Annotated in this window: 25 protein-coding genes and 1 pseudogene; 19 read left to right on the top strand and 7 right to left on the bottom strand. The window is 55.9% G+C overall.

Features of this window, described 5'->3' with window-relative positions:
* Window positions 1-200: 200 nt before the first annotated feature.
* Window positions 201-332, bottom strand: a complete 132-nt coding sequence (locus JG725_RS20785) for a hypothetical protein (protein WP_255556131.1) — start codon at window positions 330-332, stop codon at window positions 201-203.
* 259 nt (window positions 333-591) lie between these two features.
* Here JG725_RS20785 and JG725_RS03300 point away from each other — a divergent pair, with 259 nt between their 5' ends.
* The 13 genes from JG725_RS03300 to JG725_RS03240 all read left to right on the top strand — a co-directional run bounded on the left by JG725_RS03300 (window position 592) and on the right by JG725_RS03240 (window position 9,781).
* Window positions 592-798 carry a hypothetical protein gene (locus JG725_RS03300; protein ID WP_172289433.1) on the top strand — a complete coding sequence of 69 codons (207 nt, stop codon included), beginning with the start codon at window positions 592-594 and terminating at the stop codon, window positions 796-798.
* Window positions 799-869: 71 nt separating this feature from the next.
* A complete protein-coding gene (locus JG725_RS03295) occupies window positions 870-1,226 on the top strand; it encodes an EscI/YscI/HrpB family type III secretion system inner rod protein (protein WP_172289434.1) in 357 nt (118 codons plus the stop codon).
* Between the two features lie 6 nt (window positions 1,227-1,232).
* On the top strand, window positions 1,233-2,015 hold the full coding sequence (sctJ, locus tag JG725_RS03290; RefSeq protein ID WP_172289435.1) for a type III secretion system inner membrane ring lipoprotein SctJ: 783 nt from the start codon (window positions 1,233-1,235) through the stop codon (window positions 2,013-2,015).
* On the top strand, window positions 2,012-2,632 hold the full coding sequence (locus tag JG725_RS03285) for a type III secretion protein (protein WP_199376558.1): 621 nt from the start codon (window positions 2,012-2,014) through the stop codon (window positions 2,630-2,632). The genes sctJ and JG725_RS03285 overlap by 4 nt, the downstream gene beginning before the upstream one ends.
* The gene (gene sctL / locus JG725_RS03280) at window positions 2,610-3,248 is read left to right on the top strand and encodes a type III secretion system stator protein SctL (RefSeq protein WP_199376556.1); all 639 of its coding nucleotides are present in this window, start codon (window positions 2,610-2,612) and stop codon (window positions 3,246-3,248) included. Before JG725_RS03285 ends, sctL begins: the two co-directional genes overlap by 23 nt.
* A gap of 74 nt (window positions 3,249-3,322) precedes the next feature.
* Window positions 3,323-3,547 (top strand): type III secretion protein HrpF, encoded by a 225-nt coding sequence (locus JG725_RS03275; RefSeq protein ID WP_172289438.1) that lies wholly within the window; start codon window positions 3,323-3,325, stop codon window positions 3,545-3,547.
* Window positions 3,534-3,968, top strand: coding sequence for a type III secretion system chaperone (locus tag JG725_RS03270; RefSeq protein ID WP_172289439.1), 435 nt, complete (start codon window positions 3,534-3,536; stop codon window positions 3,966-3,968). Before JG725_RS03275 ends, JG725_RS03270 begins: the two co-directional genes overlap by 14 nt.
* Window positions 3,961-5,997, top strand: a complete 2,037-nt coding sequence (gene sctC / locus JG725_RS03265) for a type III secretion system outer membrane ring subunit SctC (RefSeq protein ID WP_172289440.1) — start codon at window positions 3,961-3,963, stop codon at window positions 5,995-5,997. Before JG725_RS03270 ends, sctC begins: the two co-directional genes overlap by 8 nt.
* 27 nt (window positions 5,998-6,024) lie before the next feature.
* Window positions 6,025-6,219 carry an HrpT family type III secretion system protein gene (gene hrpT / locus JG725_RS03260; RefSeq protein WP_172289441.1) on the top strand — a complete coding sequence of 65 codons (195 nt, stop codon included), beginning with the start codon at window positions 6,025-6,027 and terminating at the stop codon, window positions 6,217-6,219.
* On the top strand, window positions 6,212-6,574 hold the full coding sequence (locus JG725_RS03255; protein ID WP_199376554.1) for a type III secretion protein: 363 nt from the start codon (window positions 6,212-6,214) through the stop codon (window positions 6,572-6,574). Before hrpT ends, JG725_RS03255 begins: the two co-directional genes overlap by 8 nt.
* A 151-nt stretch (window positions 6,575-6,725) precedes the next feature.
* Window positions 6,726-7,796 carry a harpin HrpZ family protein gene (locus JG725_RS03250; protein WP_233356292.1) on the top strand — a complete coding sequence of 357 codons (1,071 nt, stop codon included), beginning with the start codon at window positions 6,726-6,728 and terminating at the stop codon, window positions 7,794-7,796.
* Between the two features lie 306 nt (window positions 7,797-8,102).
* Window positions 8,103-9,077, top strand: coding sequence for a DUF2235 domain-containing protein (locus JG725_RS03245; RefSeq protein WP_330528677.1), 975 nt, complete (start codon window positions 8,103-8,105; stop codon window positions 9,075-9,077).
* Window positions 9,077-9,781 (top strand): DUF2931 family protein, encoded by a 705-nt coding sequence (locus JG725_RS03240; protein ID WP_199376552.1) that lies wholly within the window; start codon window positions 9,077-9,079, stop codon window positions 9,779-9,781. Before JG725_RS03245 ends, JG725_RS03240 begins: the two co-directional genes overlap by 1 nt.
* Before the next feature lie 66 nt (window positions 9,782-9,847).
* On the opposite strand, the gene JG725_RS03235 is transcribed toward JG725_RS03240, so the two are convergent.
* Together JG725_RS03235 and JG725_RS03230 are read right to left on the bottom strand one after the other, a co-directional pair.
* On the bottom strand, window positions 9,848-10,177 hold the full coding sequence (locus tag JG725_RS03235) for a DNA-binding protein (RefSeq protein WP_172287501.1): 330 nt from the start codon (window positions 10,175-10,177) through the stop codon (window positions 9,848-9,850).
* A gap of 1 nt (window position 10,178) precedes the next feature.
* Window positions 10,179-11,597 (bottom strand): pectate lyase, encoded by a 1,419-nt coding sequence (locus tag JG725_RS03230; protein WP_172287503.1) that lies wholly within the window; start codon window positions 11,595-11,597, stop codon window positions 10,179-10,181.
* Window positions 11,598-11,797: 200 nt separating this feature from the next.
* On the opposite strand from JG725_RS03230, the gene JG725_RS03225 reads away from it, so the two are divergent.
* Both JG725_RS03225 and JG725_RS03220 read left to right on the top strand, forming a co-directional pair.
* On the top strand, window positions 11,798-17,026 hold the full coding sequence (locus JG725_RS03225; RefSeq protein WP_199376550.1) for an AvrE-family type 3 secretion system effector: 5,229 nt from the start codon (window positions 11,798-11,800) through the stop codon (window positions 17,024-17,026).
* A 21-nt stretch (window positions 17,027-17,047) separates the two neighbouring features.
* A complete protein-coding gene (locus JG725_RS03220; RefSeq protein ID WP_199376548.1) occupies window positions 17,048-17,470 on the top strand; it encodes a type III secretion system chaperone in 423 nt (140 codons plus the stop codon).
* A gap of 25 nt (window positions 17,471-17,495) precedes the next feature.
* Here JG725_RS03220 and JG725_RS03215 read toward each other — a convergent pair whose 3' ends face one another.
* Window positions 17,496-18,167, bottom strand: coding sequence for a GntR family transcriptional regulator (locus JG725_RS03215; RefSeq protein WP_172287508.1), 672 nt, complete (start codon window positions 18,165-18,167; stop codon window positions 17,496-17,498).
* Between the two features lie 441 nt (window positions 18,168-18,608).
* Between JG725_RS03215 and JG725_RS03210 the strand changes: the two genes are divergently transcribed.
* The 4 genes and pseudogenes from JG725_RS03210 to JG725_RS03195 form a co-directional block, all read left to right on the top strand.
* On the top strand, window positions 18,609-19,913 hold the full coding sequence (locus tag JG725_RS03210) for a VENN motif pre-toxin domain-containing protein (RefSeq protein WP_233356291.1): 1,305 nt from the start codon (window positions 18,609-18,611) through the stop codon (window positions 19,911-19,913).
* A 9-nt stretch (window positions 19,914-19,922) separates the two neighbouring features.
* Entirely contained in the window at window positions 19,923-20,246 is a 324-nt protein-coding gene (locus tag JG725_RS03205; RefSeq protein WP_199376546.1) for a hypothetical protein, read from the top strand.
* Window positions 20,247-20,551: 305 nt separating this feature from the next.
* Entirely contained in the window at window positions 20,552-20,815 is a 264-nt protein-coding gene (locus tag JG725_RS03200) for a type II toxin-antitoxin system ParD family antitoxin (RefSeq protein WP_199376544.1), read from the top strand.
* Window positions 20,812-21,081 (top strand): annotated as a pseudogene (locus JG725_RS03195) (type II toxin-antitoxin system RelE/ParE family toxin); the annotation flags it as partial. The gene JG725_RS03200 and the pseudogene JG725_RS03195, both read left to right, overlap by 4 nt.
* A 147-nt stretch (window positions 21,082-21,228) precedes the next feature.
* Here the strand turns inward: JG725_RS03195 and JG725_RS03190 are convergent.
* From JG725_RS03190 to JG725_RS03180, 3 genes are all read right to left on the bottom strand, one after another.
* Window positions 21,229-22,416 carry a serine hydrolase gene (locus tag JG725_RS03190; RefSeq protein WP_199376542.1) on the bottom strand — a complete coding sequence of 396 codons (1,188 nt, stop codon included), beginning with the start codon at window positions 22,414-22,416 and terminating at the stop codon, window positions 21,229-21,231.
* Between the two features lie 76 nt (window positions 22,417-22,492).
* Window positions 22,493-22,666, bottom strand: a complete 174-nt coding sequence (locus JG725_RS03185; RefSeq protein WP_172287514.1) for a hypothetical protein — start codon at window positions 22,664-22,666, stop codon at window positions 22,493-22,495.
* A 40-nt stretch (window positions 22,667-22,706) separates the two neighbouring features.
* Window positions 22,707-23,927 carry a M20 peptidase aminoacylase family protein gene (locus JG725_RS03180; protein WP_199376540.1) on the bottom strand — a complete coding sequence of 407 codons (1,221 nt, stop codon included), beginning with the start codon at window positions 23,925-23,927 and terminating at the stop codon, window positions 22,707-22,709.
* Between the last annotated feature and the right edge of the window lie 251 nt (window positions 23,928-24,178).

The raw sequence follows: 24,178 nt of genomic DNA, 5'->3' as shown, positions 1-24,178 counted from the left end.
CCGGCCTGCATACGTCAACTGCTTCTTCGTTATAAATTCACGGGGAGGTTTCGCGGTAATGATTTTTTGGCAACGTTGCATTGTTCGGGCTCATTCCCATCTTTTGCCGTTGGCCGGCGTAAAAAATTATGCTGAGGAATCGGAGGTCTCCCGAATGAGCCGCAGGACGCGGCGAAAGCCAGTGCCGCGTCGGGAACGCGTCACTGGCGGTTCGACAGGAGACCTTCGGTTCCGAAGGCACCGCGCAGCGGCATAATTTCAGCCGAAAGCCAGGGTTCGCAGGGCTGCGGCGCTTGAGCGCCCTGCGTCGGGCGCGTGCTACGGCGTGGCATGAAAATACCTCTCTTTTCGCGCACGAAATAGCGCTGAACTCACATATACCCTTAATCGGTAAATATGTACTAAAAGACAGAGGTCAAAGGGAGTACAGGGGTAACCCGCAGCGGTCTAATAATTGTTCTGGTTTGATAAAAACTTTCTCCCGGGCGGGAACTCCCTGAAGCGCGCTTCCACTTAATGGATGAACAAGATAACTGTATGCACAGTATGACGGTTCACTACCGTAAACATTCATTATATTGGAGATATATCATGGCGATGGGACTTTCTCAGATTGCTTCACAGGGCGCAGCGCAAACGTTGGATTCCGCAATGGCGGGTTCGCTGACTCGTGCCGCCGGCGCTCAGGCACAGAAAATTGCGTTGGATACCGAAAACTCCATTCTGGATGGTCAGATGGATTCTGCATCCAAATCACTGAACTCAGGACAGAAAGCGGCTAAGGCGATCCAGTTCTGATAATAGGTTACACCGCCGGGGAATCATTCCCCGGCTTCACGTTTATCCTGCCCGCGACGGAATACCACACCATGAAAATTACCCGTGTTAACGAGCAGCCTTCGATAGGCGGCAACCTTGAAGCGGAACCGAACTCGGTCAGCAGCCACGATGTGTCCTGGTTCAGCGCAGCGCTTGAAGACGCGCCGGTGACGCCGGTCAGCGGCAATAGCAGTTGGCTGGGCGCGCTGGCCGAAAAATCACAGGGGTTGGGATCGGTATTTAAGGAGGCGGAACGCGAGGTGGGGCAATCCATGCGTTCCAATAACCCGAAAGATGTGCTGGATGCGACGCGCACCCTATCGTCTTTTTACCTGGAAAGTCTGCTTAGCGCCAAGCTGGTGGCGAAAAGCGTGCAGAGTCTGGAAAAACTCACCAACTTACAGTAATGGCCTATGAAAACGCAGACACGAGCGATAATTGTTTTGTTAGCGCTGTTGCTGACCGGCTGCGGGAAGCTTATCGAGCTTAACCGAGGCCTGTCGGAAAACGATGCCAATGAAGCGATCGCCATGCTGGGTCGTTACCAGATTGTCGCTGAGAAACGGGCTGACAAAACGGGCGTCACGCTGGTGATCGAAGCGCAAGATATGGAAAGGGCGGTCAATATTCTTAACGCCGCGGGTTTGCCGCGTCAGTCGCGCACCAATCTGGGGGAAGTGTTTCAGAAAAGTGGCGTGATCTCGACGCCCCTGGAAGAGCGGGCGCGCTATATCTATGCGCTGTCACAGGAAGTGGAAGCCACCTTGACCCAAATCGACGGCGTATTGGTCGCCAGAGTCCATGTGGTGCTGCCGGAGCGTATTGCGCCCGGCGAACCGGTGCAGCCGGCCTCCGCGGCGGTGTTTATAAAATACCGCGCCGAACTGGATCCGGACGGCATGGAGCCGCGTATTCGACGAATGGTTTCCAGCAGTATTCCGGGGCTGGCAGGGAAAAGCGATAAAGATCTGGCGATTGTTTTCGTACCTGCGGAACCTTATCAGGACACCATCCCGGTGGTTACGCTGGGGCCGTTCACGTTGACGCCGGATGAAATGGTGCGTTGGCAGTGGTGTGCGGCGCTGCTGGGCGCGCTGCTTATCGGTCTGCTGGGGTGGCGGGTTGGAAAACCCCATCTACGGCAGTGGCGGCGGAAACGCGCCGATGCACAGCAGCACCGAGCGGGGGCGGCATGAAGGAGAAAGCAATCCCGCTCAACGCGTTGACATGGTGGGTCGGGGGCTGCGTATTGCAGTCCGATGCCAGTTGGAACAGTCGGGCGTTTTTCCCCCCGGACATGGGCGACGCGTCGGCATGGATTCACGTCAATGCGCAACAGGTCTGCCGCCATTTTCATCTGCCGCTCTCGTTGCCGCAGGCGCCTGTATTTTCTCTGATGCATATCGGCCGGCTTAGCGCCTCGCAACGTAAGCAGATTTTGCGTCTGATGGCGCTGGTTTGTCAGCCTCCGCGACCGGCGCAGGCGGTAACGGAAGAGCAGGGAAAATGGTGCCGGCGGCTGGCAAAAGCGCTGCGTCCTGGGCTGTGGCTACCTGACGATCTCACCTTTATTGACGACGACTATGCCGATACGCTGACGCTGCTGCGCGCCTGCTATGGCGAACGTTGCTGGCCCCGCTTACGGTTGCTGTTCCCTCGCCCGTGGACGACAGGCTGCCGATTACTGGCAAATCCCTTACCGGGCGCAAGGCTGAATACCTTATGTGATGCGCTGATCTGGAAAGCGGCCGCTGTCGAGCACGATGAACCTCTATTTCGGGAGAAGGAAGATGTTAACCAGAAAGACGTTTAGCGCATTACCCGGCGCGACCGGTAATGAAGCGATAATTATTTCCGCGGCGCGGGTGGCCGAACATCAACGAAGCCGAACGCTGTGGGACGAGGCCAATGCGCGCGCGGCGATTTTACTGCAACAGGCGCGCGAGCGGGCGCAACAGGAGACGCGTCAAACGCTTGAGCAAGCCGAAGCCGGCTTTTGGCAGCAGGCGAATCAGTTGTTGCAGGGGATGGCGCAAGAGCGGGACAACCTGGAGCAGATTTTGGTAAAGCAGGCCGGACAATTACTGCGTGAGGCGCTGAGCCGTTTACTGGATGAGGTTCCCGAGTCGGCGCAGCATACGGCGTTGCTAAAGCAACTATTAAAGCAGCAACAGGGGGAAGGGAAAGGCACGCTTTATTGCCATCCGGGGCAATTAGCGGAAGTGGAACGCTGGCTGAAAGCGCATCCCCATCTGGAATGGCGTCTGGCCAGTGATGAGACGCAGGACGACGATGCGCTGAAGCTGATTACCGCCCACGGCGTAATGTCGCTGAGTTGGCGGCGGGCGATCGCTCAGTTGCTGCCGCCGGACGTGCCGATGTCAGCGGATAGCGGCGAGTCTGGCGCGCCGTCCGAGCAAATCGCGTAATAACGCGCTCTCGTAGGGAACCGCCGTAATGGATTGATCACTCAACTATCAGGTCAATCACAGGAGAGTTCATTATGGCTATTAATCCTACACAGCGTCGTCTGGACACGCATTTGGTTAACGCACAGCAGAAACTGGACGACATCGCCTTGAATGTCGCGGACGGGGGGGCCAGTCAGGCCGATAGTTTCGCCTTTTTTGAAGCCAGTATGGATTACTCGAATGCCAGTTGGGCGGTCGGGCAACTGTTGAGCGTCAAACATGGTTTGGCGAAGGCCATTATCAATGACTTCAACTGATTTGGCGGCCGTACTGGAGGACTGGCTGAACAGCGCCTCAGCCATGTTGCGGCTGGAAATCGACCGGGGCGCGGTGGCCGTTATGCGGCATCCGGGCGGTATCGCCTGCTGCGCCGCCATTCCGCTTGCCGCCGCGCCGAACGACATGCTGCTCGAACGCGCTCTGTGCCTGGCTGAAGCCGCGCGTCGCCAGTTTCATGATGATGCCGCCATGTTGTCGCTTTCGCCTCAGGACCAACAGCTATGGTTATGGATGCGGCGCGAACCTGACGACATCATGCAACTGTGCCGCACTCTGGAGACGCTTCTTAATCAACGGGATGCGTGGATGAACCTATTGTTGCCCCCGCCCAGAACGGCCCTGTCTGCATCACTCAATTTGAATACGCAGGTTTTTTTGCAAGGAGAACAGCATGCATAAGGCGTTATATGGATTTTTATTGGCGTTGTATCGCGTGTTTTGCTGGTCGCTGGTGCTGATCGGCATGGTCCCCACGCTTCATGCCGCCACGCCGCCGGAATGGAACAAAGGCGCCTATGCCTATTCGGCGGAACAGACGCCGCTGTCGATTATTCTGACCGATTTTGCCAACAGCTACGGCGTGGATCTGGTGCTGGGGAATATTTCCGACAATGAGGTGAGCGCCAAAATTCGGGCCGATAGTCCGGTTGCTTTTCTCGATCGGTTGGCGCTGGAGCATCGTTTTCAATGGTTTGTCTATAACAACGCGCTTTATGTCAGTCCGCAGGATGAACAGGCCTCGGTGCGTTTGGAAATTTCACCGGACGCCGCGCCCGATCTTAAGCAGGCGCTCAGCGGCATCGGGCTGCTCGATCCGCGTTTCGGCTGGGGAGAGCTGCCGGACGAGGGGGTGGTGCTGGTCACCGGGCCGCAGGCCTACATTGATTTAATCCGCAATTTTAGCCAGCAGCGGGAAAAGCAGGATGAACGCCGCAAGGTGATGATATTTCCGCTGCGCTATGCCTCGGTTTCTGATCGAACGCTGCAATACCGCGAACAGCGCGTCGTGATCCCCGGCGTCGCCACGATCCTCAATGAACTGATGGACGGTCAACGCAGTGCGCCGGTCGGCGCCTCGGGGCCGCTTCCGGCGCAGTCGGACCCCGGCATGGAGGCGATGCGCGAAAGCACCCGATCGATGATGATCCGGCTTGCCGAACGCAACAATCCGCCCCGCGGCGGAGAAGAACGCGGGCGTTATACGCTGAGCGGTAAAATCTCCGCCGATGTACGCAACAATGCGTTGCTGATCCGCGATGATGAGAAGCGTCGCGAGGAGTATCAGCAATTGGTCGAGCATATCGATGTGCCGCAAAATCTGGTCAACATTGACGCCATCATTCTGGATGTGGATCGCTCCGCGCTATCTCGGCTGGAGGCCAATTGGCAGGCGCAGCTCGGCAACGTCAGCGCGGGCAGCACCATGATGATGGGGCGCAGTACGCTGTTTGTCAGTGATTTCAAACGCTTCTTCGCGGATATTCAGGCGCTGGAGGGTGAAGGCACGGCCTCGATCGTCGCCAATCCCTCGGTGCTGACACTGGAAAACCAGCCGGCGATTGTCGATTTCAGCCGCACGGCGTTCATTACCGCGACCGGTGAACGGGTGGCGGAAATTCAGCCCGTTACCGCCGGCACCAGTCTGCAAGTAACGCCGCGGGTGGTGGGGCAAGGGGATCAGCGCAGCATCCAACTGGTCATCGATATTGAAGACGGTCAGGTTGAAACCGGGCGCGACGGCGCCGCATCCGGCGTGAAGCGGGGTACGGTCAGCACCCAGGCGTTGATTGGCGAAAACCGGGCGCTGGTGCTGGGCGGTTTCCACGTGGAAGAGAGCGGCGATCGCGATCGCCGCATCCCGATTCTGGGCGATATCCCGCTGTTGGGCGCGTTGTTTACCTCCACCCGGCATGAAGTTTCCCGCCGTGAACGGCTGTTTATTCTGACGCCGCATCTGGTCGGCGATCAAACCGATCCGACACGCTATGTGTCAGCGGAAAACCGGCACCAGTTGAACGGCATCATGAATCGGGTTTCACAGCGCAACGGAAAAACGGATTTGTACAGTCTGGTGGAAAATGCCCTGCGGGATCTGGCCGGCAAGCAATTTCCGGCCGGCTTTCAACAGGAAAATCGCGGTGCGCGACTGGGAGAAATCTGTCGATCGCAGCCCGGACTGGTCTATGACAGCGCCCGTTACCAGTGGTACAGCAACGGTCAGGTGCGATTGAGCGTCGGCGTGGTGCGTAACGCCGGTACGCGACCGCAGCGCGTCGATGAAGCCGCCTGCGCCGGCAGCCGGACGCTGGCCGTGGCGGTGTGGCCGAAAACCCTGCTGGCCCCGGGCGAATCCAGTGAGATTTTCCTGGCGTTGCAGGCTGCGGCAGCGACGCAACCGGCGCGTCGTTCCTTACTGACGTCTCACTAGCGGCGATAAGACAGGAGAAAGAGAGAAATGATATGGCGTAAATATGGATTACTCATTGCTACGGCGCTGTTGTTAAGCGCCTGCTCCGCGCCGCGGTCGGTGGTGAACTGTACGTCGGTCACCTGCCGCCCGCAGCCTGACGATCGGCAGCTCATCATTTGGTGGCAGCCGGATTTGCGCAGCGGGCCGGCGGACTATAGCCGAGTCAGCCTGGATGAATGAATACATGGATGTTTTCACCAGCCAGGCTGATTTTTCGACCGCGCTGGGCCGCTTGCCGGCCGGCCGCTGGGAACCCCAGCCTGGCATAACGCTACAGTTTCAGCAGCTCGACTCCCCGCAACAGGAACGGCGCAAGATCCTGCAATTGGCGCTTGCGCCCGGCAAGCGCTATCCCGGTATGCTGCGCCAGATTTTACAACGGCGCTTTCTGGAGGCGGAGACGATCGCGGAGTGGTATCTCAGTCTGGATGAGCGTCAGAACCTGCTATTGCGCTGTGTGTTGCCTGTATCCGATGACTTGCACCAGCAGGTCATCGCCGATTTATGGCGGCTGGCCGGCTTGCCTGCGCGTTGATAAGTCATTCAGAAGAAAATGCTTTTTTCAAACCGTCACCGGGGAACCGAACCGGCCGCGGAATCACTTAAATGGGGAGCGCTACTTTGGATTTTCCGCAGGGCAAATACGACGGCGCTTTAACAATCCATTTAATTGTTGAGGAAATATTATGCTTAATTCACTTGGTAGCGGTGCCTCTGTGCAAATTACTATTAAGGCCGGTGGCGGCGACAACCCGTCGCAAGCGAACGGTCTGCCGGGGCTGGTGCAGAACCTGGCTAACGGACAAGGCAATAATTCTATTGTAGACCAGTTGTCCGAACTCATGACCTCCATGCTGTTTATGGGAAGCATGCTGGGCGGCGGTTCACAGGGGCAGGGGATGGGCGGCGGTATGTCGAGCGGCCTGGGCGGCGGCTTGGGGAGTACGCTCGGCGGCGGTTTGGGCAGCATGCTGGGTGGTGGGTTGGGCGGCAGCTTGGGCAGTACCCTCGGCGGCGGGTTAGGCAGTGGGCTTGGCGCCGGTCTGAGCGGCATGAACCCTTCCATGCAGTTGGGCAATCTGCTGCTAAGCGCGTTGTCCGACTTGCTGGGCGGCAATCAGGCGCAAAATGGTCAGAACGGCCTGTTCGGACAAAAACAGCCAACGAGCGAGGAAACCTCGGCTTACACGCAAGGCGTTCAGGATGCGCTGACGGCAATTTTGGGCAACGGTTACAGTCAGGCCTCCAGCAACTTCTCGCCATTGGCGTTGGGCAATAACGGTCTGGAAGGGTTGAATGGGGCGTCTTCATTCAACCAACTGGGCAGCACGCTGGGCATGAGCGTGGGGCAGAAAGCCGGTCTGGAAGCGTTAAACGATATCAGCTTTCATGGCAGCAAAAATCACCACTTTGTCGATAAGAAAGATCGCGACGTGGCGCAAGATATCGGTCAATTCATGGATCAGTATCCTGAAGTTTTTGGCAAACCGAAGTTTCATAAGGTCAGCCTTGGCCAAGATATTGAAGACGATCGTTCCTGGGCTCAAACGCTTAAAAAGCCTTATCGCGAAGGGATGACCACGGACAGCATGGAGCAGTTCCAGAAAGCGGTTGGTATGGTGAAAAGCGCCGTTGCCGGGGATACAGGCAACACTAACCTGAATGCCCGCGGCAACGGCGGGCAGTCGCTTGGTATTGATATCTCCATTCTGGGCGACAAGCTGATCAATAACGCGCTGGGTAAGCTCGGGAGTTAATCGCCGAAAGGTTACTCTTTAGTAAAAAAGAAGAAGCGGGGATTTCCTCGCTTCTTCTTTTTTTTATCCCGATAGCCTGTCGGACTCAGGGTAACTCAACCTTGCAGAATAAATACAAAAGTTGCGTAAGTTCTTGCATAAATTCGACTTAAAGAAAAGTTGATGTAAGGCAATGTTTAATAAAAATAATATGATAAAAATCAGTAAACTTATGGATATACAACCAGTGAAGTTAACACGTTCTTTTAACAACAAGGAGTAAGACCATGCCACCCTCATAAGGCCGACCATCCCCTGGTGCGGGCGGTGGCCAATACCGACACCATCCGCCTGAAAGCCGGGTTTGACTGGAGCAGTCGGGAGGATGTGCGCATCGCGTTTGTCGGGCTGTTTGATACGGTCAAATCGTCGTACCATCCCCGCGTCAATATCCGTTTGCGGGACGACAGCGCCGAGCGGGTGGTGCATCTGACGGCGCTGGATGAAGTACGGAAGCACTTTCCGCTATCGCGCATTACCCCTACGGCCATCGGCACCAGCATCCCGTCGCATTTTACCGAACTGGCTCTGCCGGGAGCGCACTCGGATATCGGCGGCGGCTATTACAGCCGCTGGAGTCTGCGTAACCCGAACAGCAACCCGGCGCTGACCGAGTGTATCGAACTGGAGCGCTTTATGAGTGAAGAAGAGGCCTCCACGCCCGATACGGCCAGCCGTGCCTATCGTCAGGCGCTGGCCTATGCCGAGGAGAAAGTTGCATTGGGCTGGGTCGGACGGCTTAATCCTCACTTGCGGCGTGGGGCCACGCCACCGGTGGGGGAAATCAGTTTACTTCCCTATTCGTTTATCCGGCGGCGCGGGAAGGATGATGCCTGGCCGAGAAAGGCCGTTTATGTGGAGGTGGTGATGAGCCGGGTGGTGGAGGGGGAATACGCCCGCATTCCGTTACATATGATGGTGGAAGCGGGGCGGGCTGTCGGCGTACCGTTTAAGGCGTGGCGTTCAGAAGACAAGATGCTTCAACTCGAACCGCTCTCGATTAATCGCCCGGCGGTCAATCTGACTAAATTGGATGAATATTGGGCGCTGGCGGCCACCGAACAGGGCGTGGTGAAGAACCTGGGTCAGTCGCTGCCGCCGGAGGTTTACCGGGCGCTGCGTCGTGACTATATGCACCACAGCGCCAGCAGTCAGGGTATCGCCAATCCGGCCAATACCCACAAACAGGAAACCAGCGTGAGCCGGGAACGGCGGCATATCATCGGCAATCAGGAGGCATGATGTTTAAACAACTTATTGTATTACTGGGGCTTTGTATCTCATTGGCTGCCTGTGCTGCGACACCAATGATCCCGGACTTTTCATGGCGATATGGTACCGGCAGCAATATTGATATCACTCGAAATACGCGGACGGAGTTTTATCGTGATGGAAAACTGGTTTACTCCGATCGCGAAGCTGGCGGTGGGGCCGGTGGGCTCTTAAGTGACCGAATCAAAGGTCAGCGTTACTACTGGGCCGGGGGGGGCGGATTGCCTACCGAAGGCGTCGTTGTCCCAGACGAAGCGGTGATAGAAATGGTGTCCTTCTACGATCGTAAACGTTACCGCATCAAGGTTGATTTACCCGCGGATTTAGAGCAGCAGATGAGGACGGTTTATCAAATACACGGACGCTATGATCGCCGGGAACGTTTGTACTTTGGGCTGGCGCCCGGCGGCTATTATGAGGTTGTTTTGATGGGGCGTGGGCTTGGCGTAAGTCCGGATCTATTACTTGGCCGGGGTATTGCCGAAGAGGTTACCGATGACTGGTACGATAAAAAAGTACCGGTGGCAAGGCAATATGGTATTGACGAGTTTGATCAAAAATACGGCGAGTTATTTAAGCAACATCTTATCCCACAGGGAATGGACTGGGCGCCGATAATGGATGCCTACCGCGCCGCGCAACCTAAAACGGATCAGCATCCATTTAAAGAATAAGCGTCGGTCGTGCGTCATAACGCTATTTGTCTGAGGCGGTGTGATACACCGCCTTTTTAAACGCCGTTACTGCCGGCGCAGGGCGATGCAATTATCCGCCACCCGCCGGGCGATCCAGAATGCCGTCTGGGCCGCATCGCTGTGTAAATCGTTTGCGATGCGCCCCTCGGCCTGGTGCAGAAAGTCCGGCTCCAGCGAATCGACAAACGCGTCAAACGCGAATTTGCCACGGTATGGCGCGCTTCGCCGCGACAACACGGCATTCAGCTGTTCGCGAACCAAACCAATAGCGCGTTCGAACGCTTCGCGTTGCATGGGGGTCAGGTATCCCCCCTGCTTCACCACGTCAGCCCAGCGGGAAGGCGCGGCGTGATTATCGCCTGTTATGTGCAGCATCTTAGTTCACTCCTATGCTGGCGGAATCGGGCACTTTGTAGTGATTATTGACGTTCACCAGATTGATGTTGTTACCGGTGATTTTTAAGTTATCACTGTCGCTTTTCACAAAAGAGAACTTGCCGTTTTCTGCGTCAATATTGCTCAGGTTCATGTTCCAATTGCCTTGCTGACCGCCATTGGTGCGAATAAAGGTGCCGAAATCTTTCACCTTGAAGTTATCAATGGTCAGATTGGCATCGGCATTCAGTTGGAACACTTTGTCTGAGGCGTTCTGCGCGCTACTGTTGGTGATGTGTACGTTGGCCGGCTTACCGTTGTTGGATTTAACGGTTAGCGCATCTTCACCGACGTTGGTCCAATGCACGTTGTTAATCTCGGCATCACCACGCACGTGCACGCCGTCCGCGGCATTATCGCCAAACACCACGTTTTTCAGGGTGGCGCCGTGAGCCAGTTCAAACACCGGCTTCTGTCCCTCTTTCTGACTGCCATCGCCTAATTTACTGCTGGCGACAAACGTTTTACCTCCACCGTCAAAAACTTGTCCGGGGCCGACCTTAATTGTTTCATCCACGGTGGTGACGTCGCTACCGGCGGTGGGAAAGGCTACAGCGGCGGCCTTACCGGTATCGGATACGGCGCCGTTGCCTGCTACGGTCGAAGAGGGTGAGGAAGGCGGTGAAGAGGGCGCGGCGCCGTTGCCGGCAGGGGCTGAAAACCCGGGCGAACCGCCGCTGCCGACATTGCCGTCGGCAGGAACGGATGGTGCGCCTTTCCCGCCGCCGGATGACGTCGGCGCTGCCGCGCTGCTCGGCGCGGAAATGTCCTTGTCCTGATTATTCGGCTGACCGAATGCTCCCTTTTGCGCATCCATCAGGTTGGCAATCAGTTCCAGCAGCGCTTTCAACAGCGGGTTGTCGCTAATCTGACCACCGCCGTCGCCGGTGGGGCTGATGGCGTTACTCAGCGCATTGTCTGTGGTGTCCTGTAATAATTTCCGGCTCAGGTCTTCCGGTTGTTGCGCGTCCCCGCTGCCGGCGGCTCCCGACAGCGGCGATGCGCCTGCGCCCTGACCGGCGCCCGAGGAGGTGTTGTTTTGCGCATCGTTGGGTATCAATGCTTCCAGCAGTTTCATCAGCATGTCGGCCGCGCTGCTGTTCTGACCGGCGTTCTGACCGCCGGAACTCCCGGGTTCGGCGGCTTGGCCGGTCGGATCGTTGCCCGATGACGCTTGTCCGCCACTTGCGGCGGAGAGAAGGAGAGCGCTGAGCAGCATCCCCATCGTTTCTTTCAGTTGGTCGTTTTGATGTGCGGAACGGGGCGAAGCTCCCCCGCTGGCGGACTGCGGTGAGTCGGTGTTCGGCGTCAAGAGTCCCGCGCCGGGCGGCAGGTTAAATGAGAGTGTGATTTCAGACATGGTTGCTCCTTTACAGGGTTGGTTTTGGTAGCAAATAGCCGTAGTAAATGGCGATTTGTGGTTAGTCGAGTGTTAAGTGATGAAAAGGAGCGCATTGGTTCCGGATGGGGCTGGCAAAGAGAAAAAAGGGGTGAGGGAACCGATAAACAAATACGGCCACTTAGCAAGCAACGCCATTTTCTTATCCGGGGAAGTTGATTATGCAAAAAATTCAGCACGTGCAGTCAAGCAGGCCAATTTCGGAGATTGAACCAGCCTCATCGTCCCAATCCACGCTAGCGCAGGGTAAAAGCAGTAACGCGAGTCAGAAAGGTTCGCCGTCGCTGATTCAGCAGGGACTGCATGATAAAAATAAGCCGCCGGTGCTTGAGCAGGGAAGCGGCAGTCAGGTGAGGCATCAGGGCGCGCGTCCGACGGATCTGCGCTCGTCGCTATCCTCGGGCGGATTGATCCAGGGTTTGCCGCGCTCGCTGCGCGATTCGCTGTCGTCAGGGGGGCCGATTCAGAGCCTGGCGCGTCGGGAATCGTCGCCGGCGTCGTTATCACCGGGAGGCGGCGGCAGACTGACCGGCAGTGAGCGAGGGCATAGCGAGCGGTTCTTTACGCCCCCAAGCTCGTTGCCTGCTTCCCCTCGGCACAGCAATGCCGACAGCGACAGCCACGGGTCGCAGCGCTTCTATACCGCCCCCTCATCGCCGTCCGGTTCGCCGCCGCGCGAGGTGGGCCGCAGGGTATTCGAGCAAGGCGAAAGCAGCCATCAGGCGCCGATTTCCGGGGCAACCTCTCAGCCGTCAAGCGCCATTGCGCCTTCACGTTCATCGCTGGGTTCCGGCGGGCCGATTCGGAATCTGACGCGCTTCGCTCCCCCTGAGGAATTCAAGGTTAAGATAGATGACCATGGCAAAATTCAGTTCGGCAAAGGGCTGCCGAATACGTTGGCGACGTTATTACAGCAGACGCTGGGGAAAAACAGTCAGCCGTTTATTGCCCATCATGAAAGCCAGGACGCCCAACAGCACGCGTTGTTAGATAAATCCGGCCGCGTGTTTGTGATCCAGCGCGAGGGGGAAAACGCTATCGCGCTGCACAGCAGCGGGCGCAGCCCCATTCCCGGCGTGGGCCGTGCGGGCAGTGCGCCGTCAGGCAGCGTGCAGTTGACGCTTACGCCGGGCCAAATCAAGCTTCAGTCTTCTTCTGCCGGCGCGCGCGGAGAAGAGGTCAGTATCCCGTTGTCGGGAAAGATGAATCACGAACTGCTGACCGGGATTTACCGACAGCCGGCCTCCGCGTCCGCGCCGGGCGAGCAATTGCGCATTCATGATAAAAAACTGTTTGCGCTCAGCCCCGACTTCGGCGTTTGGCAGCAAACCAGCGAGGTTCCTCACAGCTTGTTATCCCGGCAGGGCGACGGGCAATTGTATGCGGTTGAGGATAAACATACTCTGAATAACCTCTCATCAGGGGCGGGCGCGTCGAAGTTCAGCGACGAAATCAGCGATTTCTCCGCCAATAAAAACGGGCAACTGGCGGTGCTGACCAAGCGCGATCACCTGACGCAACTGCATCTTTTGCCCGCGCTGGACGCGTCTCCCCAGCCTGTCGACTTGCTGAATGATGGCAAACCGGTGCAAGCGCAGTCCGTTGCCCTCACCGCCGAACACCTGCTGATCGCCGATCATGAGGGTAATCTCTACAATGCGCCGCTGCCGGGGAAGGACGAGAAGAGCGTGACGTTGACGCCTTATGATACGCCGGAATTGGACGCCACGTTGGGGGCCAATCGCCGCATTACCGGATTTGCCCATGATGAGCACGGCCAGACGCATGCGCTGGCGACCGATCGGCAAGGTCAAAAACACGTGGCGTCATTGGGGCAAAATGGACTGTCGCCGGAACCAGGCTGGAATCTGAGCGATCGTCTGGTGGTGGATGACGCGCTGGGGCTGAAGGCTCAGGCGCCGGTGGGGCTGGATACCATTGATCTGGGGCGGTTGGGGAAGCTGGCGCTCCAGGACGGAAAAGTTCATTTTTACGATAAAAACAGCCAGAGTTGGGAAGCATCCAGCGTCGAGGCCGGTCAGCTTAAGCGCGGGCTGGATAATCAGGCCTACATCCTGAAAGACAGCAAAATTACTCCGTTATCTATCGGCCAGAAATCCGATGAATTCATGCACGGCGACAATACGGTGTTCGCCCTGTCGCAGGTGCGCCAGATGCCGACTGACGGTACCGCGCTGCCCGGTATTAGCAAAGAGGACAACGTTTCGGTCATCGCGATGATTAATCGCAATAAATTCGTGGCCGTCAATCAGCAAGGCGATCTGCATTTCCACCAGCATAAACCGGGTCTGGATCAAGTGGCTATCCCGCCGCTGGCGCTGCCCAAAAACGGCCTGTCCGGTGAAATACGTGACATCACGCTGGACAAGCAGCAGAACCTTTTTGCGCTGAATAAAGAAGGGCAACTGTTTCAACTGCCGAAAGCCGACTGGCAAAACGCGGCTCATCACGGCGCTGCGCAGTGGCGGCCGGTCGGTACGCCGATAGACGGTAAAATAAACGCCATCGGAACCGATGCGCAGCATCATTTACAAATCGCGCACGACGAGCATCAGTTGTATACCCGGCAGTCGGACGAGTGGAAAAGCGAGGTGCCGAAAGGACAAGCAACGCCTTCCGACGATGCGCGAGCCGCGGAAACCGTGTTCGGCACCTTGCGACGCGCCACCAAAGGCAAGCGGTTGCCGGCTACCGGCGTTACGGCCAAAGCCGATTTGCAGATTATGGGAAAAACCGGCGCAGAGTCGCAGAAGGTTAAAAGCAAGCTGTCCGATCTGGTGCGGGCGCATATCTTCAACACGTCGCTGGATATACCCCGACCGATAAAGACCTTTGCTAACCATGTACAGCATCAACTGGTGGGACGGGAAGGGCTGAAGCCGATTTATGAGATGCAGACCGCTTTGCTGAAAAAGCTGGAGGCGAACACCGGTCAACCTCAGGAACCAATGATGGATCTGGCGAGCAAGATGGAAAAACTGGATCTCGGCGAACAGGGTAAGCCGTTGGTGGACCTATTAAAGCAGTTTCGTACCGAACTGGAGACCAGTTCGGCCAGAGCCGCGTTGAACATCGGAAAACATTTGGGCGTAGTGGATGCCAATGGCGCGATAAACACGCAGAGCAAACCGGCGCTCCCGGACGAACAGTCCAATGCCGTCAGCCTGAGTCGTCAGGAGAAAGATCTGGCGCCCATGCTGCTCGCCGCCATGGAAACCACCCCCGCATCCAAAGAGAGTATGGCCAGAACGCTGGTGAAACAGTTTGTGGATAACCAGATGCCGATACAGCAGAAGCTGAATTCCGCTACGCTCGGTCAGCAGCGGGATACCCACGATGCATTGTCGCTGGCTAAAACCCGGCTGGTGTTGGATACGCTGACCCTGGGGGATTTGTATCAGTTGACCGACCGCCTCGGTACATTGTCCGGCACGTCGCCCGGCAAGGAGGCGCTGGCCTCGTTGACCACGGAGCTTAACGCGCTGCGGCAGGATACCTACGGGGCGAACCCGGTGAAGAAACTGACCGATATGGGCTTTGCCAATCATAAGGCGCTGGAAGCGGACTACGACTCTATCAAAACGTTTATGAAAGCGTTCAGGAAAGAGGAGAACGCGGTCAGCGTCACGTCCAGAACCGTGATGCGGGCCGGCAGCCAGACTGATATGATTGATAAAATGAAAGCCACGCTGCTGTCGCTGGATAGCAGCGAAAGCATCGCTTTCAGCCGCACTTATGGCGGCGGCGCATCGTTGGCGTTTGTGGTATTGGGAACGCCGCTGCCTTTCCCGCCGGTGCCCGGCGGCAGCGTCAGCGGCGAAAGGACTTATAATTTGAGCTTTGCCCGCGGGGATAACGGCGTTTCTGTGACGTTCGAACGCAGCGGCGGCATTACCGGCAAACTGTCCTATTCCGGCGGTTACGACGTCAGTGAATACCTGACGGGGACCACCTCGGCGGAAATGACGCAGGAAATCAACGATAAACACAGCTTTGTTCCCGATATTCGCGCCTCTGCCAGCATATCCGCCAGCCTACAGGTGGCGCAGCAGAACGCCATGAAATTTTCACTGACCGAGGAAGAGCTGCCAGGGTTTATCGAAGGGCTGACCAAAGGCACGCTTAACCCGCTGGCCCTGATGGATAAGGGCGAACAACACAGCGTGAAGTCGGGCAGAACGGTCAGCTTTAATCTGGACGGCAGTGCCGCGCTGGAGATACGCGGCGGGATTGACTTGACCACCAAAGGCGCTAAGCCTTCCACCGTCACGCTGCGCGGAACTGCCGGGATGACGGCAAGCGCGAACGTGCTGTCCGCGAACAGCGCCAAAAGTGTCGAGCAGAGTGAAAATTCGGACAGCTATACGGTCTCCGACAACCGTATGCAATTCATGAATCAGATTGCGCTGGGGGCCAACGCCGGGATCAACGGCGGGATCGCCAGAACCACCGATGATGGGTCCGGGCTGGTCCCGATCTTTGCGGCGGCGAGCGTTGGGGTAAACGTTGCGGTGGATTCGCGTACCAACCAGTCTATCAGCTTAAATATGAAGAAAGCGGTGCCGATGCAAAAAACCGACATCGCCTCGATGACCCAATCGCTGGCGGCGGCCTTTACCGATCCGGCCAGCAATCTGGTACTCGATAATGTGAAAAAAATGACCAAACCGGATGACCAGTTGGCCATCCTGAGCGAGCATTTTGCCGACAAAACCGCGAAAACGGACATGCAGCATCAGGTGCTGACGCAGTTGAAACGTCTGGACCTGCGTCAGGACGCCGCGATGCGGGATGGCGCGACGCTGGACAGCGTAAAACACTCCACCTCATATACCAATCTGAGCAAACTGACGGAAAACGGCCTGTTTCAAGTGCTGGGCAGCCATCTGTTTTCGACGCTGCCGCCCAGTAATGCCGATCGCGTTAATCAGATGATTGCGCAAAATCCGGCGTTAAAAGATATCGTGAGTCGGTTGCAGGATAAGGATAACGCCACGGTGACGGTGGGGCTGGAACTGAAAGACGATGTTCGGGCAAAAGTAGAGCAGGGTATTCAGAATAAAACGCAAGGAAAAGATGACGTTATCGCGCTGTTCAAAGATAAGAGCAACCTGCGCCTGGCGAGTATCGAGGTCATGCAGACGGTGAAAAAGAGCGAGGGGTTCACTACGCCGGCAGTCATCATCAACGCCGCAAGCAGCGCGGCCGTAACCATGAGCAAACTGCTTGGCAGCGTCAGCTTCACTTACGGCCAGGACCAGACGATACCGCAAAGCTACACGCTCGGCGGAGAAATCGCCAAAGCGCATCCGTCCACCGCCAGCGCAATACAACAGTTGCAGCAGACAGGTTTGCAACTGAAAAGTTAATCGTGATTAAGGAGAAAACCCATGACACCGGCCCAACAACATATTACCCGTTTATTACACCATTACGGCAAGATTCATCAGGTTTCGCTTAGTTTACAAGACGGCGTTTGCGCGCTGTATGAGCCAGGCGGGCAGGAGGCGGCCGTATTGGAAATGCCCGCTAATGGCGACGCGTTGTTATTGCACGGCGAGATTATGCGCTTTCAGGACGATAACCCTGCGGCGACCTATCACCTTATGCTGCTGCTTAATTTTGAAATGGCGGCGATGAAAGGTTGCTGGCTGGCGCTGGATGAGAACACCACGCTACGCCTGTGCAGCCGGCAAACGGCGGACTCACTGGACGAGTCCCGTTTTACCGCGCTGCTTTCCGCGTTTATCGATCAGAAAAAGGAAGTCCGGCTGCTGATCAACGAACTGCTGTCGCCGGGAAAAGCGGCCTGATACCGCCGGCGGGAGCCGGCTTAGCCTACGCCTGCTGCTCGGCGGCAATAAACGCCAGCATGGTTTCGCTGCCATCCAGAATATCGCGCTGGATGGCGCGCATCGCGGCTTGGCCGTCTTGTTGGCGCAGGGCGGTCAGCACTTCCTGATGATGTTCGATAGCCATTTGCAGCGAGAAATGGGCATAGGCCCGGGCAATCAGCGGCCCGGTGCGCATCCACAGGCTGCCGATAAACTGCGTCAGCAGCGGCATCTGGGCCGACTGCGCCAGCAACAGGTGAAATTCGCTGTTCAGCCGCAACGCCTCGCTCAGGTTTTTGTCTTCAATCGCCTGGCGGTTGCGTTGAATATTTTCTTCGATACGCCGTAAATCCTGCGGAATAATCAATCCGGCCGCCAGTTCTGCGCCCGTTCCCTCCAGCGACAGTCGCAGGGTACGGATTTCTTTGAATTGATCTTCGGTTAATTGTGGAACGCGGATATCGCGGGGGGTCTTCAGCACCAGCGCCTGTTCTTTAGCCAGTTGCAGAATCGCGTCCCGCACCGGGGTAACGCTGGTACCGACCTGCGCGGCAAGCTCCCTGATGCGCAGGCGATCGTCAGGCTTGAGGCGACCGACAATCAGCGCCTCGCGCAACATGGTATAAACGCTGGAACCCAGATAGCTGTGGTTGATTGGTCCGATTGGATAATTCACGCCTGCTCCCAAAGAAAGGGCGTCAGCGCCGCCCAAAGTCATCAATATACAATATGATGCATCAAAAATGCCATTCAAGATGCCACAGGTTTCCCTGATTTCTTGCGGTGTCATTATTCTTCTATTTCCTACGTGGAATTCACTATTTTTTGCGGCATCGAAATGACGAACGTCATATTTCTGTAATTATTCGTTAGTGCGATATTTTGTATTGAGTTAAGCCAAATTAATTATTGTAAAATAATATGTCGAAAAATATATTGAGCTTGGTAATTAACGGTTCTACTATGCCAGAAAAAATTAATAACCTCAGGGATGAAAACGATGCTGGTTTTTATCAGGCGGCTTTTGATTCTGCCTATTCTTTTTCCTTATTTCGTATTGTCGGCACCGCTTAACCCGGCAGAGTGAGGCTAAGCGGAAGCTCAGGCCCGGGAGCGATTGAGTCGTGAAGGCGTCCCGGCCGAAGAGATGGATGCGCGGATACGTACCAGCGATGAAGTAAAACAAGTTGAACAGGACTATGGTGTCGGCGGACGATACTGGATGGCGGGAACGGCGCTGACGGCCGCACTGTCGGGCGGACTCGGCGGTAATGTGAACGGTGCGGTTGCCGGCGCGGCGGCCCCCTACCTGGCGGGTCTGGTGAAGGACGTTGCGCAAGGGAATGAGCCAGCCCGCATCGCGTTGCATACGGTACTGGGCGCGTTTCTGGCACAGGCGCAGGGCGGCAGCGCGGCGGGGGGCGCGGCGGGAGGATTGACCTCAGCGGCGGCGGCAGGGATGCTCGCGAAAGCGCTGTATCCGGAAGTCGAGCCGGAAGCGTTGTCGGCCGAGCAAAAACAACTGGTGGCGAATCTGGCGGCGATCGCAGGCGCTGGCGTGGGAGGGCTAAGCGGTGGTAATCTGGCCTCAGCGGGCAGCGGCGCGAACACGGCGAAGAATGAGGTGGAGAATAACTATCTGAGCGTGTCTGAGAAATCAGAGCTTGAGATAGCGAAGCAAAAACTCCGTAACAGCAAAGACCCGGAAGAGCGGGAGCAGGCCGAGAAAGATATTGCCCGGTTAACGGAACTGGATATCTCAAGGGATGGGGCTGTACTTGTGGCCTGTGGTAATGGTGCCGCCGGAAGCGCGACCTGTGCAGCGGCCAGACTGGATGCGTATCAGGCCAAAGCCGAGTACGAAAACACCGGCAACTATAACTCCAGAGCCAGCCAGCAGTACGCCGATGCCTACGGCCAGATAGTGAACCTGCTGAATATCACCAGCGTTGATGCGCAGAATCAGCAGCAGGTGAAGGATGCGATGGTGAACTATGCCATGCAGCAGCTTGGCGTGGATAAGGCGACAGCGGAGCAGTATGTCTCGACTTATGATGGGATGAAGATCGTTGCTGCTTCTGTTACTCCTGTATTGGGAAGCGCGGCGGCGAGTAAATTAGAAGCCATAGGTAAAAGCTCAGCCTTACAGACAAATATAGGTGGTAAGCCTATAACGTTCGATGGTGAGTTTTATTCTGTAGATGGAATGAAATTCAGTAAAAGTTATTACGAAAGATTATGGACCCAGGGGCGGCCTGCGCCATTCATACAAGCTAAGGAAGTCTTGAATAGTAACCCTAAAATCGAAAAAGATCCCAGAGGTGCTCCCGGATATTACAGATATGAAGGTGCGGGGTTGGAAATGATTTACAATCCTTCTACTGGTCAGATTGGCCATATTCAGCCAGTCAAAATTAAGTAAGAGGTGAATATGGATTTGTGGCTTGATTTAGAAGATGCATTGAAGCGTTATCAAGATAATATATCGTTGATTAAACAATATATTAGGAAGTATGAAATGCGTTGTGAGGAGTTGATCGAAGCCATCAGCGCTAAAGAATTTAATGATTGTCAGGAGGATTTTAATGAGCTTTTTGGCATTCAACAGTATTTTGCAACTGCATTATATAAGTATGATTTTCATCCAGAAAAAAAGATAACTGATTTTATTTATCATATGGATCGTGATGATCTTTATTCTCGTGAATTCTGGTTTAAGAAATTTAAAGAAGGTCAAAAATGGCCCAGTGATTAAAACAAATCCCGGCCCCTAAAACAGGCCGGGATTTTTACATTTACCAATCAGAACCTAACCTCCGTCTCAATCACCAACTTCCCGCGCTCAATGGTCACGATAACCGGCCGGCCGGTATAAAGCCCAGCTCTTCCAGCCACCTGCCGCTGAGCTTAAGCTGCGGGCTGGGCGGCTTCTTACCGCCGTCGGGGCATATGGTAATGAGGTTGTAGGGGTTTATAAGGAAGAAGGGGGTGACGGAACGGGAAAGGAAGAAAATACTAACAGATAATAATAGATAATATCCTGTATGGTTGGAGGCAATGATGGCAACCAGTATCGCGTTAAGTCCTTACTTCGAGCAATTTATCCGTGAACAAATCGAAAGTGGCCGTTACAACAATGTCAGCGAGGTCATCCGTGCAGGGCAGCGGGCATTGGAAGAGCGAGAGCAGCAGGTAAAGCTTGATGCGCTACGAACGGCGGTAGAGTTGGGTATGAACAGCGGAAAGGGCAAGGATGCTGAAGTGGTGTTCGGGCGTCTATCGCAGAAATATCGATGTATGGTTGAGGGTGAGAAAGCGGAATGAAACTGACCGTATCGCCGCTGGCAGAGCAGGATATCGAGGCGATAGGGGACTATATCGCGCAAGATAATCCGGTACGAGCGCTGAGCTTTATCAAAGGTCTTTACTAACAGTGTTGTGTAACAGGCGACAATCCCTGGCTTTACCGCGAGCCAATCCATCAGAAGTTGTGCCTATGGCCGTTATCTTATCCTGTACGGCACGACAGATACGAAGTGAGGATCGAGCGTATCTTGCATGGTGCGCGTGATATCGACAGCCGGTTCTCTGTGAGGATGCAGGCTGCGCCCTCTGCTGTTGGCAGTGGCAATCGTTCTGAAACCTCGCAGGTATGGCCACCCTCCCTGGCGGCGGAAGCCCCAGCGTCAGTGCTCAGGCAACGTCAACCCTGAAAGGGAAATCGCCCCTGACGGGCATCACCTCTCCACTGCACCACCTACACCGTAGATAGCATCCCGCAGATCGGTAACGAAGCTGCCGGCCATTCCTTCATATAAGGTATTGGTAAGCGCCACCGCGCTGATCCCTTGTTTTTTATCCACAAACCACGAATGGCCGTAGACTCCGCCCCAACGCCAGGTTCCTACTGATTCCGGCGATGCGGCGGCCAGCGGGTCGCGCAGTACGGAGAACCCCAGTCCGAAGCCAATGCCGGGCGCATCAGGCAGAGGCTGTCCGTTGGTTTGATCGCGGCCCATTTCTTCAACCAGATCAGCGGAAAGTAATGGCGTCCCGCCCTGACGCAAGGTCTCCAGCAAGGTCGATACATCATCGGCTGTGCCGATCATGCCGGCGCCGCCTGACGGAAATGCCTGTGGATTGTACGCACGCGCGAGAGAAAAACGTACGCCGCCGCCGCTGCCTTCTGAAAGCGGAACTGTGTCGCCTTCCTGCAAGCGATATGGAGATGGCGATGCATTGACGTAAGGCGTAACAAGGCGATCGGCATCCCGGGTATAAAAACCGGTGTCATCCATATGCAGCGGATCGGTGACCAACAAGCGTACGGCATCGCCTAACGGTTGGTTGCAAACTTGCTCAATAACCGCGCCCAACACATCCATCGCCAGCGAATATCCCCATGCCTTTCCCGGCGGATAAAGCAGCGGAACGCTTGCCAACCGGCGTAGATTCTCGGCCAGCGTTATCTGTGCGTCGTCCAGACCGTCAGAGATCCCGGCGCGGGCATAAGCGCCGTGGTCATCGCTTTCGAAAAAACGATAGCTCAATCCAGCGGTATGGCTGAGTAACTGGCGCGGGGTGATTACCGGAATGTCGCCGTTTGCCAGTCGCGGCTGAAAATCAGGCAGCCAGCGCCGGATGTCCTCATCAAGTCCCAGCCTGCCTTGTTCCACCAGCGCCATCGCCGCAGTGGCGACAATCGGCTTACTGACGGACGCTAAACGAAACAGGGCGTCCTCTGTCATTGGCCGTCCGCTTTCCCGATCGGCAAGACCGGCGGCGCGGCGGTATAGCGCTTTACCATGATGGCGGATAATAATTACCGCGCCGACAATACGTTGCCCGGCAATGGCGCGATCAACCACCGCATTCACGCGGGCAGGCAACGCGGCATCCATAGCCGGCGGCGATATTTCTGACATCGTTAACTCCTTAGGCGAATGATGCCGAAGATAGATATTTATGCGAGTAGCGACAGCAAGGCTGGGGCATTTATCGCTAAAGCTCAAAACCGGGCGCCACCTCTTTTACCGGCTTTTTGCACTCCTCCGGTTTGGGGGTTCCGGCAGGAATATTCTTGCAGTCGGTGGCGAAAGGATTGAGCGCGTCACGGTTGAGATAGAGGATAAACAGCACCAGTATAATCAAGATCAGGATACGTTTTCTTTTCATTATTCTGCTTCACGCCGCTAATAAATATAAGCTTTCAGCATTATACAGGAATGTTTTTGCTGCGCCGATTGTTATGGGACGCCACGGGCGGTAATCCATTATTCAGCACGCCCTGCTGATGCAATGCCGCTTCAGCCAGTTGTGCAAAATAACGGGCCGCGGGGGCGATAGCGCTTTCTTTCGGGTTGAACTGCGGGTGGTGCAGGCCGAATTGGCTATTCGAACCGATGCTGACAAAGGTTCCCGGCACCTGCTGGAGATACAGCGCAAAGTCTTCGCCGCTCATTTGCAGTTCGGCGTCTTCCACATGGTAACCCGCGTCACGGGCGATTTTCTTGCTGAAGTCCGCCCAGTACGGCGTATTGACCACCGAGGGCGGCCCCGGTTGCCAATCCAGATGCGCTTTTGCCCCCAAAGCAAGGGTAATGCCGTTAATCAATTGTTCGATGCGTGCCGGGATCTGTTCCCGAATCTCGGCGTTGTAGGTGCGCACCGTACCTTCCAGTTCCACCGTTTGCGGCAGCACATTCCAGGTATTTCCGCCCTGTATCCGCGTAATACTGATAACCAGCGATTCAAGCGAGCTAAAGCTGCGGCTAGGCAAGGTCTGCAACGCATTCACAATGTTGCAGGCGGTGACGATGCTGTCGATGCCTTCTTCCGGTTTGGCGGCATGAGCGCCTTTACCCGTTACGCTGATGGCAAACCGGTCAACGTTGGCATAGAACGGCCCGCTGCGCGTGGCGAAAGTGCCCGCCGGTAATTCAGGGGCGTTATGCAAGCCGAAGACCGCGGCGACGTCTTGCAAGGCGCCCGACTCAATGAAATGCCGGGCGCCGCTGGAAACCTCTTCCGCCGGCTGAAACAGAATACGGACTTTACCGGGCAGCGACGATTCGCGTTTTTTCAGTAAACAGGCGGCTCCCAGCATCACCGCGCTATGAAAATCATGACCGCAGGCATGCATAACGCCCGCGTGCCTGGAGCGGAAAGCCACATCGGTCAGTTCTGCAATGGGAAGAGCGTCGATATCGGCGCGTAATGCGACGATCGGCCCCGGGCCGTTGCCCAGTTCAGCCACCACGCCGGAAGTTAACGTCAGCGGCAGTAAACGAATGTCCCTTTCTTGTAACCACCGGGTAATTCTGGCGGTGGTCTGGTGTTCCTGGTTGGAAAGTTCGGGGTATTGATGTAACTCGCGGCGCCATGCAATCAGTTGTTGGTCGAGCAGAACGTCACGACAGGGGATAATTTCAGTCATATCAATCAGACAGCCATTCCGTGATGAATTAAGTCAAAGGTAGTTGAAGGGCACCACTAACATAAATACCGTCTGGTTATATTTCATAGCGGATTATCATGACCGCGTTTTGCCCGCCGTCGGCCGATTCCTCCTGTCGTCTTTGTCTCCTTTACAACAATTAGTCAGATTATTGTACCTAACCCCCCGCGACACACCGTGTCCGTAATATAAATTATCATTATTTATCAAATAATTAACCTCTTCCGTGC

Source organism: Brenneria sp. L3-3C-1, from assembly GCF_016456245.1.
Taxonomy (GTDB): domain Bacteria; phylum Pseudomonadota; class Gammaproteobacteria; order Enterobacterales; family Enterobacteriaceae; genus Brenneria.
This window is presented reverse-complemented; position numbering and strand designations above follow the sequence as displayed.